This window comes from Pseudomonas sp. BW16M2 (assembly GCF_014268865.1).
GTDB classification, from domain to species: domain Bacteria; phylum Pseudomonadota; class Gammaproteobacteria; order Pseudomonadales; family Pseudomonadaceae; genus Aquipseudomonas; species Aquipseudomonas peradeniyensis.
On sequence record NZ_JABWRI010000052.1, the window covers coordinates 1 to 13,478 of the forward strand.

The 13,478-nt window shown below is 66.4% G+C and carries 11 protein-coding genes and 1 tRNA gene; all 12 read right to left on the reverse strand.

Translation table 11 applies throughout. The features are described from left to right. Window position 1: 1 nt before the first annotated feature. Window positions 2–77 (reverse strand) — tRNA-Val (locus tag HU735_RS26270). 260 nt (window positions 78–337) lie between these two features. Next, window positions 338–1,111: an SDR family oxidoreductase gene (locus HU735_RS26275; protein ID WP_050704775.1), complete on the reverse strand. Its 774-nt coding sequence runs from the start codon at window positions 1,109–1,111 to the stop codon at window positions 338–340. Then, a complete protein-coding gene (locus HU735_RS26280) occupies window positions 1,108–2,319 on the reverse strand; it encodes an O-succinylhomoserine sulfhydrylase (protein WP_028690444.1) in 1,212 nt (403 codons plus the stop codon). Before HU735_RS26280 ends, HU735_RS26275 begins: the two co-directional genes overlap by 4 nt. Before the next feature lie 15 nt (window positions 2,320–2,334). Beyond that, a complete protein-coding gene (gene purF, locus HU735_RS26285) occupies window positions 2,335–3,840 on the reverse strand; it encodes an amidophosphoribosyltransferase (RefSeq protein WP_050704774.1) in 1,506 nt (501 codons plus the stop codon). A 42-nt stretch (window positions 3,841–3,882) separates the two neighbouring features. Continuing rightward, the gene (locus HU735_RS26290) at window positions 3,883–4,437 is read right to left on the reverse strand and encodes a CvpA family protein (RefSeq protein ID WP_050704773.1); all 555 of its coding nucleotides are present in this window, start codon (window positions 4,435–4,437) and stop codon (window positions 3,883–3,885) included. Window positions 4,438–4,706: 269 nt separating this feature from the next. Next, window positions 4,707–5,390: an SPOR domain-containing protein gene (locus HU735_RS26295; protein WP_186716396.1), complete on the reverse strand. Its 684-nt coding sequence runs from the start codon at window positions 5,388–5,390 to the stop codon at window positions 4,707–4,709. Further along, window positions 5,374–6,681, reverse strand: a complete 1,308-nt coding sequence (gene folC, locus HU735_RS26300) for a bifunctional tetrahydrofolate synthase/dihydrofolate synthase (protein WP_186716397.1) — start codon at window positions 6,679–6,681, stop codon at window positions 5,374–5,376. Before folC ends, HU735_RS26295 begins: the two co-directional genes overlap by 17 nt. Continuing rightward, a complete protein-coding gene (accD, locus tag HU735_RS26305) occupies window positions 6,681–7,574 on the reverse strand; it encodes an acetyl-CoA carboxylase, carboxyltransferase subunit beta (protein ID WP_110739881.1) in 894 nt (297 codons plus the stop codon). The genes folC and accD overlap by 1 nt, the downstream gene beginning before the upstream one ends. A gap of 208 nt (window positions 7,575–7,782) precedes the next feature. Beyond that, on the reverse strand, window positions 7,783–8,403 hold the full coding sequence (locus HU735_RS26310) for a phosphoribosylanthranilate isomerase (RefSeq protein WP_186716398.1): 621 nt from the start codon (window positions 8,401–8,403) through the stop codon (window positions 7,783–7,785). Between the two features lie 59 nt (window positions 8,404–8,462). Continuing rightward, window positions 8,463–9,317 carry a tRNA pseudouridine(38-40) synthase TruA gene (gene truA / locus HU735_RS26315; RefSeq protein WP_023632367.1) on the reverse strand — a complete coding sequence of 285 codons (855 nt, stop codon included), beginning with the start codon at window positions 9,315–9,317 and terminating at the stop codon, window positions 8,463–8,465. 135 nt (window positions 9,318–9,452) lie between these two features. Further along, on the reverse strand, window positions 9,453–12,119 hold the full coding sequence (locus HU735_RS26320; protein ID WP_186716404.1) for a FimV/HubP family polar landmark protein: 2,667 nt from the start codon (window positions 12,117–12,119) through the stop codon (window positions 9,453–9,455). A 71-nt stretch (window positions 12,120–12,190) separates the two neighbouring features. Next, window positions 12,191–13,198, reverse strand: coding sequence for an aspartate-semialdehyde dehydrogenase (locus HU735_RS26325; RefSeq protein ID WP_186716406.1), 1,008 nt, complete (start codon window positions 13,196–13,198; stop codon window positions 12,191–12,193). Between the last annotated feature and the right edge of the window lie 280 nt (window positions 13,199–13,478).

Here is a 13,478-nt window from a genome sequence, read left to right on the forward strand (position 1 = left end):
GTGGTGGGTGATGACGGGATCGAACCGCCGACCCTCTGCTTGTAAGGCAGATGCTCTCCCGGCTGAGCTAATCACCCCCGCGATGTTGCTTGTTGCGTTTGCTTCGCTGAGGCCGCGAAATTTACGCAGGTACCGATGCTAAGTCAATACCCCCATTGAAGTTTTTTTCAAAAAGGGCAAAAAAGGTAGCCGCTGGGGCAGCCTGATCGCGGGGCAAGCCCCCCCCCACAGCAAGACGCCACAGCGTGGGAGCGGGCTTGCCCCGCGATAGAGCCAGCACAACCGACAAAAAAAGGGGCTCTCGGCCCCTTTCTCTTTCATCTCAACAGGTTACAGCTCAGGTGTAGATCATCTTGCGGGTCATCCCGCCATCGACCACGAACTCCTGGCCGGTGACGAACCCCGCCTGGCGCGACAGCAGCCACGCCACCAGCGCCGCCACATCCTCGACCGTCCCCACCCTGCCCGTCGGATGCTGGGCATGGTCGGCCTCGGTCAAGGGCTCAGCGCGTCGCTGCGAAGGATCACGGGCATCGATCCAGCCCGGGCTCACCGCATTGACGCGAATCTCCGGCCCCAGGCTCATGGCCAGGGCGTGGGTCAAGGCGACCAGGCCGCCCTTGCTGGCGGCATAGGCCTCGGTGTCCGGTTCGGACTGCCGGGCGCGGGTGGAGGTCAGGTTGACGATCGCACCGCCATGGGCGCGCAGGTAAGGTGCGCAATGCTTGGCCAGCAGCATAGGGCCATTGAGGTTGACCGCCAGCACCCGGTTCCACTGAGCCAGGGACAGGCTTTCCAGGGTCTGGTTATGCGGGTTGGCGATCGCCGCGTTACACACCAACGCATCCAGCCGGCCGAACTGCCCGAGCACCTCGGACACCCCGGCACTGACCTGGGCCTCGTCGGCCACGTCCATGGTGATGAACCAGGCGTTGTCGCCCAGGGCCTTGGCGACCTTGGTGCCGCGCGGGCGGTCCAGGTCGCTCAGCACCACCTGCCAACCCTCGCAGATCAACCAGGCGGCGATACCCAGGCCGATGCCGCGAGCGGCACCGGTCACCAGGGCCACCCGGCCGTTATGGCCGGGCTCGCCACCCTTCCAGTCGATCACAGCGCAGCCAGGCCGCGGGCCAGATCGGCTTGCAGGTCGGCCACGTCTTCCAGGCCGACCGCCACGCGCACCAGGCTGTCACGGATACCCGCCGCCTCGCGCTCCTGCGGCGTCAGACGCCCATGGGAGGTGGTCGCCGGGTGGGCGATGGTAGTCTTGCTGTCACCAAGGTTGGTGGTGATGGAGATCACCCGGGTGGCATCGATGAAGCGCCAGGCGCCTTCCTTGCCGCCCTTGACCTCGAAGCTGACCACCGCGCCGAAGCCACTCATCTGGCGCTTGGCCAGTTCATGCTGCGGATGGCTTGGCAGGCCGGCGTAGTGGACCTTCTCGATACCATCCTGCTGCTCGAGCCACTCGGCCAGCGCCTGGGCGCTCTCGCAGTGGGCGCGCATGCGCAGCTTGAGGGTCTCCAGGCCCTTGGTGAAGACCCAGGCGTTGAACGGGCTGAGGGTCGGGCCGGCGGTACGCAGGAAGCCCACCACTTCCTTCATCTGCTCGCTGCGTCCGGCCACCACGCCACCCATGCAACGGCCCTGGCCGTCGATGAACTTGGTCGCCGAGTGGAACACGATGTCAGCGCCGAGCTTGAGCGGCTGCTGCAAGGCCGGGGTGCTGAAGCAGTTGTCCACCACCAGCATGGCGCCACGGGCATGAGCGATCTCGGCCAGGGCGGTGATGTCCACCAGCTCGGCCAGCGGGTTGGACGGCGACTCGACGACCAGCAGCTTGGTATTGGCCTTGATGGCCTTTTCCCAGCCGTTCAGGTCGACCAGCGGCACGTAGTCCACCTGTACGCCGAAACGCTTGAAGTACTTCTCGAACAGGCTGATGGTCGAGCCGAACACGCTCTGCGACACCAGCACATGGTCGCCGGCGCTGCACAGCGACATGACCACGGCGAGGATCGCCGCCATGCCGGTGGAGGTGGCCACGGCCTGCTCGGCGCCTTCCATGGCCGCCAGGCGCTCCTCGAAGGCGCGCACGGTCGGGTTGGTGTAGCGCGAATAGACGTTGCCCGGCGTTTCGCCGGCAAAACGCGCGGCGGCGTCGGCGGCCGTGCGGAAGACATAGCTGGAGGTCAGGAACAGCGCTTCGCTGTGCTCGGCCTCCGGTGTACGGTTCTGACCGGCGCGCACCGCCAGGGTGTCGAAACCGACACCCTCGAGGTCACTGTCCAGTCGACCGGCATCCCATTGATCGGTCATGCCGTCGCTCCCAAATCAGTTGTTGTACAGGTCGATGATCGCGCTGACTGCCTGGTTCTTCACCTTGGCCAGGTCATTACGGGCCTGCTCGATGCGATCGAGGTAGGCTTCGTCGATATCGCCGGTGACATACTCACCGTTGAACACCGCGCAATCGAAATGCTCGATCTTGATCTTGCCGCCACCGACCGAGTCGATCAGGTCCGGGAGGTCCTGGTAGATCAGCCAGTCGGCGCCGATCAACTCGGCCACCTGTTCGGTGGTACGGTTGTGGGCAATCAGTTCGTGAGCGCTCGGCATGTCGATGCCGTAGACGTTGGGGTAGCGCACCGCAGGGGCCGCGGAGCAGAAGTAGACGTTCTTGGCGCCGGCTTCGCGGGCCATCTGGATGATCTGCTTGCAGGTGGTGCCGCGCACGATCGAATCGTCCACCAGCATCACGTTCTTGCCGCGGAATTCCAACTCGATGGCGTTGAGCTTCTGGCGTACCGATTTCTTGCGCGCGGCTTGGCCGGGCATGATGAAGGTACGGCCGATGTAGCGGTTCTTGACGAAGCCTTCGCGGAACTTGACGCCCAGGTGGTTGGCCAGTTCCAGCGCCGCGGTGCGGCTGGTGTCAGGGATCGGGATGACCACGTCGATATCGTGGTCCGGGCGCTCGCGCTGGATTTTCTCGGCCAGCTTCTCGCCCATGCGCAGGCGCGCCTTGTATACCGAGACGCCGTCGATGATCGAGTCCGGACGGGCCAGGTAGACATGCTCGAAGATGCACGGCTGCAGTTTCGGGTTCTCGGCGCACTGCTTGGTGAACATCTGGCCGCCTTCGGTGATGTACACCGCCTCACCCGGCGCCAGGTCGCGGATCAGGGTGAAGCCGAGCACGTCCAGGGCCACGCTTTCCGAGGCGATCATGTACTCGACGCCCTCGTCGGTGTGACGCTGGCCGAACACCACCGGACGGATGCCGTTGGGGTCGCGGAAGCCGACGATGCCGTAGCCGGTGATCATCGCCACCACCGCGTAGCCACCGACGCAGCGGCTGTGCACGTGGGAAACGGCGGCGAACACGTCTTCCTCGGTCGGCTGCAGCTTGCCACGCACGGCCAGCTCGTGGGCGAACACGTTCAGCAGCACTTCAGAGTCGGAGTTGGTGTTGACGTGGCGCAGGTCGGACTCGTAGATCTCCTTGGCCAACTGCTCGACGTTGGTCAGGTTGCCGTTGTGCGCCAGGGTGATGCCGTAGGGCGAGTTGACGTAGAACGGCTGGGCCTCGGCCGACGTGGAGCTGCCGGCGGTCGGGTAACGCACGTGACCGATGCCGATGCTGCCGACCAGGCGTTGCATGTGACGCTGCTGGAAGACGTCGCGCACCAGGCCGTTATCCTTGCGCAGGAACAACCGGCCGTCGTGGCTGGTCACGATACCGGCAGCATCCTGGCCGCGGTGCTGGAGGACCGTAAGCGCGTCATACAGCGCCTGATTGACGTTCGACTTACCGACGATACCGACGATGCCACACATGCGACGCAACCCCTACTTTGATGAAACTTGAGTGAAGAGCGCTCAGGGCTTGGTCGGCCCGAGCAGCTGCTCCTTGAACGGAAGGTCAACGGGTGCGCTGACCCCACTGGACATCCACTGGCCACTGAACCCGAGTATGAGGTTCTTCGACCAATCGGCTACCAATAGAAATTGTGGTATCAGGCGTGATTCCTGCCACCACGGATCCTGTTGCACCGGCCCCAGGCTCAGCAGCCCGACCGCCACCACCACCAGCAGCCCCCCGCGCGCGGCGCCAAAGGCCATGCCGAGGAAGCGATCGGTGCCGGACAACCCGGTCACGCGGATCAGTTCGCCGATAAGGAAATTGAGCATCGCCCCGACCAGCAGCGTGGCGACGAAAAGAATCGCACAGCCGGCAATGACCCGCGCTGAAGGCATCTGGATATAGCTTTCAAGATACTGCGCCAGCGAGCCGCCGAACATCCAGGCCACCGCACCGGCGACAATCCAGATGAGCAGGGACAAGGCTTCCTTGACGAAGCCGCGCTTGAGACTGATCAGTGATGAAATGACGACGATCGCGATGATCGCCCAATCAACCCAGGTAAATGCCACGGTGTTGCCTGCCGACGTTTGAGGCGGCGCATTTTACCAGAGCCAGGGGGCTTGGGGTAAGCGGAATGTCAGGTGTTTGAAGGGCTGCGGGCTGACTTTGGGGACAGCTTTACGCCCTGAGACAGACCGCCTAGCCTACGCGGAGTCTGTAGGAGCGGCCTTGTGCCGCGAAAGGGCTGCGCAGCAGCCCCAAGGTGTGAGCGGGGGGGCCGCGTTGCGGCCCTTTCGCGGCACAAGGCCGCTCCTACAGAGGGTGCGCTAGATGGGCGTCAGCCACGCTCCGGCTGGAAGCGCACCACGATGCCTTTGAGGTTCTGCTGGCGACTGATCACATCACGCAGCCGCTCGGCCTCGGCGCGCTCGATCAGCGGACCGACGAACACCCGGTTCATGCCATCCGCCGAACGGATATAGGCGTTGTAGCCCTGGCTGCGCAGGGTCTTCTGCAGGTTCTCGGCACCAGCACGATTGGACAGGCTGGCCAACTGGATCGACCAGCTCACCGGCAGGCCGTTGGCATCGATCTTCGACGGCGCGACCGGCTTGGCGGCAGGAGCGGCAGGCGCCGCGCTCGGCGCAGGCACCGGACGCGCCTCCACCTTGGCCACCGGCGGCGTCGGCACTGGCGTCTGCGGCTTGGGCTGCACGGGCGGCGCCACGGTCGCTACCGGCGCGATGGGCTGGCTCGGCGCCGTCACCGGTGCCGTGGACTCGTCGACCACCACCGGTGGCTGCTCGTTCTGCTCCGGCAACGGTTGCGGTTCCGGCACCTGGACCGGCTCCACCTGCACCTGGGGCAGGCTGGGCATGGCCGGCGCCTCCGGCGCCTCGACACGCACCTGGCGCATCTCGTCCTCGCGAGTGAACAACATCGGCAGGAAGATCACCGCCAGCGCCACCAGCACCAGCGCACCGACCATGCGCTGCTTCATCCCTTTATCCAGCACTGCCATCTACTCCATCCTCGGGGACCTGCCGCTCGAGCCAGGCCAAGGCCTCGCCGACGCAGAAAAACGAACCGAACAGCAGGATCTGGTCATCCGCCGTCGCCTGGGCGCACTGCCCTTCGAGGGCAGCCGCGACACTGGCGTAAGACTTCACCGTCGCACCGAGGTTCGTCAAGGCATCCGCCAGCTCCGCGGCCGGGCGGCTGCGCGGCGTGTCCAGCGGCGCCACCGCCCAGTCGGCGACCTGGTCGCGCAGCGGCGCGAGCACACCGGTCAGGTCCTTGTCGGCCAACAGGCCGAACACCGCCAGGCGCCGCCCCTTCACCGGGCGCGCCGCCAGGCGGCGGGCCAGGTACTCGGCAGCGTGCGGATTATGGCCGACATCCAGCAGCAACTCCACGCGTTTGCCCTGCCGCAGCAGCTCGCGTCGGTCGAGACGACCGGTGATACGCGTGTCCAGCAAGGCCTGGCGAACCGTGCCGGCATCCCACGGCAGGCCCATCAGCAGGAAAGCCTGCAAGGCCAGGGCGGCATTCTCCATGGGCAGGTCGAGCAACGGCAGGTCGCGCAGCTCAACGGTCGAACCGTCGAGCTGGCGACCACGCCAATGCCAGTGTTCGGCACTGCTATCCAGGTCAAAATCACGCCCGCGCAGGAAGAACGGGCAATCCAGCTCGCGCACCTTGTCCAGCAAAGGCTGCGGCGGATCCAGGTCGCCGCACAGCGCAGGCAGGCCCTGGCGGAAAATCCCCGCCTTCTCGTAGGCCACCGACTCGCGGCTATCACCCAAGTAGTCGACGTGGTCGACGCCGATGCTGGTGACCAGCGATACGTCGGCATCCACCAGGTTGACCGCGTCCAGCCGACCACCCAGGCCGACCTCGAGCACCACTGCGTCCAGCGCGGACTGCTTGAACAGCCAGAACGCCGCCAAGGTGCCCATTTCGAAATAGGTCAGCGAGATCTCGCCGCGTGCCGCTTCCACTGCGGCGAACGCCTCACACAGGCGCTCATCGCTGGCCTCGCGGCCTTCGATCAGCACCCGCTCGTTGTAACGCAGCAGGTGCGGCGAACTGTACACCCCGACCTTGAGCCCCTGGGCGCGCAGCAACGAAGCCACGAAGGCGCAGGTCGAGCCCTTGCCATTGGTGCCGGTCACCGTCACCACCCGCGGCGCCAGCTTGCCCAGCCCCAGGCGCGCCAGCACCTGTTGCGAGCGTTCCAGGCCCATGTCGATGGCCGAGGGGTGCAACTGTTCGAGGTAGGCGAGCCAGTCGCCCAGGCTGCGCTGGTTCATCACGCGACCGCGGCGACCTCTTTGGCCGCTTCCGGGGTCGGCTGGCCGGTCATCTGCGCCAGCAGGCGCGCCAGGCGTGGACGCAGCTCGTCACGGGAGATGATCAGGTCGATGGCGCCGTGCTCCAGCAGGAACTCGCTGCGCTGGAAGCCTTCGGGCAGTTTCTCGCGCACGGTCTGCTCGATCACCCGCGGACCGGCAAAGCCGATCAGCGCCTTCGGCTCGCCGACGATCACGTCGCCGAGCATCGCCAGGCTGGCGGAAACGCCGCCGTAGACCGGATCAGTGAGCACCGAGATGAACGGAATGCCTTCTTCGCGCAGGCGCGCCAGCACGGCGGAGGTCTTGGCCATCTGCATCAGCGAGATCAGCGCTTCCTGCATGCGTGCGCCGCCGGAAGCGGAGAAGCAGACCATCGGGCAACGGTTTTCCAGGGCGTAGTTGGCGGCGCGCACGAAGCGCTCACCGACGACGGCACCCATCGAGCCGCCCATGAAGGAGAACTCGAAGGCACTGACCACGATCGGCATGCCCATCAGGGTACCGCTCATGGAGATCAGCGCGTCCTTCTCGCCGGTCTGCTTCTGCGCGGCGGTCAGGCGATCCTTGTACTTCTTGCCGTCACGGAACTTCAGGCGGTCGACCGGCTCCAGGTCGGCGCCCAGCTCGGCACGGCCTTCTGGATCGAGGAAGATATCGATGCGCGCGCGGGCGCCGATACGCATGTGGTGGTTGCACTTAGGGCAGACGTCGAGGGTCTTTTCCAGCTCCGGGCGATACAGCACGGCTTCGCAGGACGGGCACTTGTGCCACAGCCCTTCCGGCACCGAGCTCTTCTTCACCTCGGAACGCATGATCGATGGGATCAGTTTGTCTACCAACCAGTTGCTCATGCTTGCTTTCTCCAGTATTGGCCGGGGAGACCTGCGTGGCCCCGCCCTGCCCTTGAGCTCAAATTCTTCTGTAAAGCGACGATGGACCGGCAAAGGGCCGCCCCACCTCCAATTCTTCCCCGGCATGCCCCGCGCTCTGGCGCGGCCTGGCAGCACCGGGCTGCGAAAGCTATGGACGATGGCGCGCGGCCAGCCGTCACATCCGCGTTCACGCGTGTTTCACCGCCTGCATGAAGGCTTCGATCTTTGCCGCATCCTTGATGCCCTTGGCCTGCTCCACACCGCCACTGACATCCACCGCGTACGGGCGCACCTGGCGAATGGCCGCGGCAACGTTGTCGGCCGACAGGCCACCGGCAAGGATGATCGGCTTGCTCAGGTGCTGCGGAATCAGTGACCAGTCGAAGGCCTCGCCGGTTCCCCCCGGCACGCCCGGCACATAGGCGTCCAGCAGGATGCCGCGGGCGCCGGCGTAATGCCGGCAGGCGGCCTCCAGGTCATCCCCGGGGCGCACCCGCAGGGCCTTGATCCAGGGCCGGTGGTAGCCCTCGCAATCGGCTGGGGTCTCATCGCCGTGGAACTGTAGCAGGTCCAGGGAAACCACTTCGAGGATCTCGTTGAGCTCGCAGCGCGAGGCGTTGACGAACAACCCAACGGTGGTCACGAACGGTGGCAGCGCGTCGATGATCGCCCGCGCCTGGCGCACGTCCACCGCCCGTGGGCTTTTCGCATAGAAGACGAAACCGAGGGCGTCGGCGCCGGCCTCGACCGCGGCCAGGGCATCCTCGATACGGGTAATCCCGCAGATCTTGCTGCGAACATTGCTCATGGACGGCGAACCTTGGGTGATCGGGAAAGCGTCGATGGTAGCAAATGACCCGTGCCCCGTCAGTCCGCCAGCGCCTCGTAGCCGGTAAGAAAGTGTGGGCCGATGTAACGCTGCGGCAGCGCGTACTCTTCCGGATACTCCACCTGCACCAGGTAGAGGCCGTAAGGGTGCGCGGTCACCCCGCCGTCACGGCGGTTGCGCCCCTCCAGCACCTCGCGGGCCCACTCCACCGGACGCTCGCCGGCGCCGATGGTCATCAGCACGCCGGCGATGTTGCGCACCATGTGGTGCAGGAACGCGGTGGCGCGCACGTCCAGCACGATCATCCGGCCATGGCGGGTCACGCGCAGGTGGTGGATATGCTTGATCGGCGACTTGGCCTGGCACTGGCTGGCGCGGAAGGCGCTGAAGTCATGGGTACCCAGCAGATACTGCGCGGCCTCGGCCATGCGCTCGACGTCCAGCGGGCGGTGGTTCCAGGTCACTTCCTCGGCCAGGTGCGCCGGGCGGATCGGGTCGTTGTAGATGACGTAGCGATAGCGACGCGCGGTGGCCTTGAAGCGAGCATGGAAGTGCGCAGGCATGGGCGCCGACCAGACCACGCTGATGTCGTGGGGCAGGTTGAAGTTGGTGCCCAGGGTCCAGGCACGCTCGTCGCGCACCGCGCGGGTGTCGAAATGCACGATCTGCCCGCAGCCATGGACGCCGGCATCGGTACGCCCGGCGCAGATCACCGAGATCGGCTCGTTGGCCACCGTCGACAGCGCCTGCTCCAGGGCCTGCTGGACACTGGGCACGCCGCTGGCCTGGCGCTGCCAGCCGCGGTAGCGCGAGCCTTTGTATTCCACGCCCAGGGCGATGCGGGTGTAGCCTTCGGCGGCCGATTCGGCGGCGGCGGTGTCGATGATGTCCAAGAGCGGCAAACCTGATGCTGAAACGAAAGGCGGGAGTATACCGGCAAACCGTGCAGGGGCCGAAATGATCGCGGGGCAAGCCCGCTCCCACGTATTCTGTGGAAATGGGCTTGCCCCGCGCGGTGCAACGTCGCCTCAGACCAGGCGCGAGAGCATCTCGTTGGCTTCGTGGCGCTGGCTGTCGTCGCCGTCCTTGACCACTTCGTCGAGGATGTCACGGGCGCCCTGGTGGTCGCCCATGTCGATGTAGGCGCGGGCCAGGTCGAGCTTGGTGGCCACTTCGTCGGCGCCGGAGAAGAAGTCGAAGTCCAGGTCGTCCAGCGGCTCGGGCTCCAGTGCCGCGTCCTCGGCGGTGAACTGCGGTTCGGGCGCCGCTGCCGGGACATCGAGGTTCTGCGACAGCTTGTCGAGTTCGGCGTTGACGTCGTCCAGTTCCGAGGCGAAGTTCTTCGCCGCCGGCGAGTCGTCGTCCAGCGACAGCGACAGGTCGAAGTCCTCGGGCAGCTCCAGCTCGGAGATCGGGTCGAACTCCGGGATGGCCTCGAAGGCCGCGAGCTCCGCCGCCACGTCCACCGGGGCTTCCTCGCTGCTGGCCGGGGCCACCGGCTGTTCGGCGACATCCAGGTCGAATTCGGCCAGGTCGTCGACGTTCTGCGGCGTCGCCTGGGCTTGGGCAAGCAAAGCCTCGAAGTCGTCGTCGGCATCGGTTTCGGCAACCGCAGGCGCAGGCGCGGCCTCGGCCTGGACCTCGGGCGCCTCGACAACCAAGTCCTCAAGACCGGCCATGTCCAGGTGATCATCTACCGGCAGGTCATCACCCAGGCTCAGGTCGAAGGCGCTGTCCAGGTCGCTCTCTTCGGCGACAGGCTCAGGTTCCGGCTCGGCCGCCACGACAGGCTCAGGCTCAGGTTCCGGCTCCACGACGAGTTCCGGCGCGCTTTCGCCCAGCTCCAACTCCTTGTCCTGCAGCAGGTCCTGGACATACTGCTCATCCAGCTCGGCGGCCAGGGCAGCAGCCCCGGCAGCGCCTGCCGCCACCGCCGCGACACCCAGCATGGCCGGGAAGCGCTCCTTGAGCGCGGCGACCTCGGCCTGGTTCGCGTCATTGACCGCCAACTTGCGTTCCTGGCCGGCGAAGGCGTCCTGGTCACCCTGGCGGGCATAGACTTCCATCAGCTTCAGGCGCAGGTCACTGCGCTGCGGCTCGGAGGCCACCGCCGCTTCCAGCAGGTCGGCGGCATGGTTGAGACGGCCACGGGCCAGGCTGTCGTCCACTTCGGCCAGCAGCGCGGCACGTGGATCGACCGCCGGCGCGGCGGCTTCGACGGCGGCCACAGGCTTTTCCGCGGCAACGGCCGCAGCGGCCGAGGCCGCCACCACCGCTGGCGACAGGGTCACGCTCGGTGCCGACACGTCGAGGCCTTCGAAGCTGCTGGGCGGCAGCTCCAGGTCAGGGCCGCGCTCGCCATCCTCGGCCAGGGCACGCGCCATGCGCAGGTGCTTTTCGGCTTCCTGCTGGGCCTTGCGCTTGCGCGCCAGGAGCAGCAGCAACAGCAGCAGGACCAGGAACGCGGAGCCGGCGATCAGGCCCAGCAGCAGCGGATTGCCCAGCAACTGGTCGAGCATGCCGGGCTCTTCGCTGGCCGGCGCTTCGGCGGCCACATCCTGCGGCGCGGTGTCGGCGGCGGCAGGCGCCGGAGCGACCACCGGTTCGGCCGGGGTCAGCTGGGCGTTTACCGCCGGCTGTGCCGGAGCCGGCTCGCCCGGCAGCGCGCCGGCCGGCGGCTGCGGTGCCGCGGCGCCCTGGGCCTCCAGGCGCGCCAGCTGGTCGTTTTTCAGCTCGATCAGACGCTGCAGCTTGTCCAACTGGCTCTGCAGGTCGACCATGCGGCTCTTGAGTTCTTCATTGTCGCGACGGCTGGTGTCGAGGCTTTCCTGGGCCACGGCCAGCTTGTCGCCCAGCGCCTTGGCCTCACCGGCCGCACCCTTGCCGCCCGGCGCCACCAGGCGCAGGTTGTCGCCCTGGGCAATGCGTGCCGGCGCGGCGCCGGCCTCGCCACGGCGGGTGGCGTCCAGTTGCCGTGCGCGCGGGCCGAGGCGACGGCCTTCGCGCCAGGCGGCGTACTGCTCGGCCACTTCGCGGTTGGCCTGGGCCTGGGGAATGCTCTGTGCCTGCTGCTGATCGGGCAGGCGCAGCACCTGGCCGGTCTTGAGCTGGTTGATGTTGTTGCCGATGAAGGCATCCGGGTTCAGCGCCTGGATGGCCAGCATGGTCTGCTGGATCGAGCCGCCGTTGCTGTTACGCGCGGCGATCTGCCAGAGGGTGTCGCGGCGTTTGGTGGTGTAGCTGCCCGCGCTGACCGGCGGGTTGATATTGGCCTGGGTCGGCTGGCTGCCCTGGGCCTGCGCCTGGTCGAGCAGCACGCTGTAGTCGCGCAGCAGGCGGCCCTGGGGCCACATGACCTGGACCAGGAACTTGACCACCGGCTCCGGCAGCGCCTTGCTGGAGGTGACCCGCAGCACGCTCTTGCCGTTGGGGTTGACCACCGGGGTGAACGTGAGGTCTTCGAGGTACGGCGGGAAGGCCACCCCGGCCTTGGCGAACTCTTCCGGCGACGCCAGGCTGGGCGCCATCTGCGCTGCGGTGAGGTCGCGCACATCGAGCAGTTCGATCTCGGCATCCAGCGGCTGGTTCTGCGCCGACTTGAGGGTCAGCTCGCCCAACCCCAGAGCGTTAGCCATGCCGGACGACAGCGCCGAGGCTGCCGCGATGGCCAGAACCAGTTTGCGAATTCGAAGCATGAACTCTTCCCTTGTATGAAGCGTCCCGAAAACCTTTGCGCGGTGCAGGACAAAATTGCTCGCAGTATCTTTTACGCCATGTGTTTTATCAACAATTGTGCCGCCTGCACGGCATTCAGCGCCGCGCCCTTGCGCACATTGTCGGTGGTCAGCCACAGGTTCAGCTGCTGGTCTTCATCGACACCATGGCGTACACGACCAACATAGACCACGTCCTGGCCCACTGCGTCACCTACCGGTGTCGGATAATCCCCCGCTTCGACCAGTTCGATGCCGTCGGCGGCCTCCAGCGCGGCGTTGACGGCCGCCAGGTCGACCGGATTACGGCTTTGCACGGCGACACTGAAGCTATCGCCGAAAAACACCGGGACTTGAATGCAGGTCACGGAAATCTTCAGCTGCGGCAGGTCGAGCACCTGGCGCAGCTCGCCGACCAGGCGGCGCTCCACGGCCGTGTGGCCCTGTTCGTCTGGGGTGCCGACCTGGGGCAGCAGGTTGAAGGCGACCTGGCGATCGAAGAAGCGCGGCTCCAGGGGGCGTGCGTTGAGCAGCTCGGCGGTCTGCCGGGCGAGTTCGCTGACGGCCTCCCTGCCCTGCTCCGAAACCGCGAGGCAGGCGTTGACCTGCACGCGCTCGATATCGAGCAGTCCCTTGAGCGGCGCCAGCGCCACGGCCAGGGCCACCGCGCCGGCGCTCGGGCTGGTGATCAGCGCGGGCTGCGCGAGCTCGGCGATGCGTTCGCCGTTGGCTTCCGGGACCAGGGCGGTGGCGCCGTCCAGGGCGCCGGACAGGTCGATCACCGCGCAACCGGCGGCGATGGCCTTGGGCGCGAAGCTGCGGCTCACGGCGGGGCTGGCAGCGAAGAACACCAGTTGCGCCTGGGCGAAGTCGAAGCTGTCCACTTCGCGGACTTTCAGCTTCTTGCCGGCGAACATGACGCTGCTGCCGGCGGATTCCATGCTGGCCAGCAGGTGCAGGGTGGAGACCGGGAAGGCCACTTCCTCGAGGATCTGGACGAGGGATTCACCGACAGTGCCGGTGGCGCCGACTACGGCGATGTCTAGGGCGGGGGTGGTCATGGGATCGGTTCCTTTCTGCGGGGGTACGGCGGGGGAGCGGCACTTTACTTGGATTGTGGGGTGGGAGGTAGGTTCGGGTTCAAGAGTGTGGGTTTTGATTTTTTTATGCGCATTCATTGGCGATGTCGACGCATTATCACCCTTCCGCCCTTACGGCGGCCTACTTTTCTCGTGGGAAAAGTAGGCAAAACCGTCCCGCTCCGTTCATCCGGCCCCTACGCTTCGCTCCGGGGTTCCCTCGCTCCGTTCTTGCTCCCGGGAGGACCGCGCTGAACGCCCC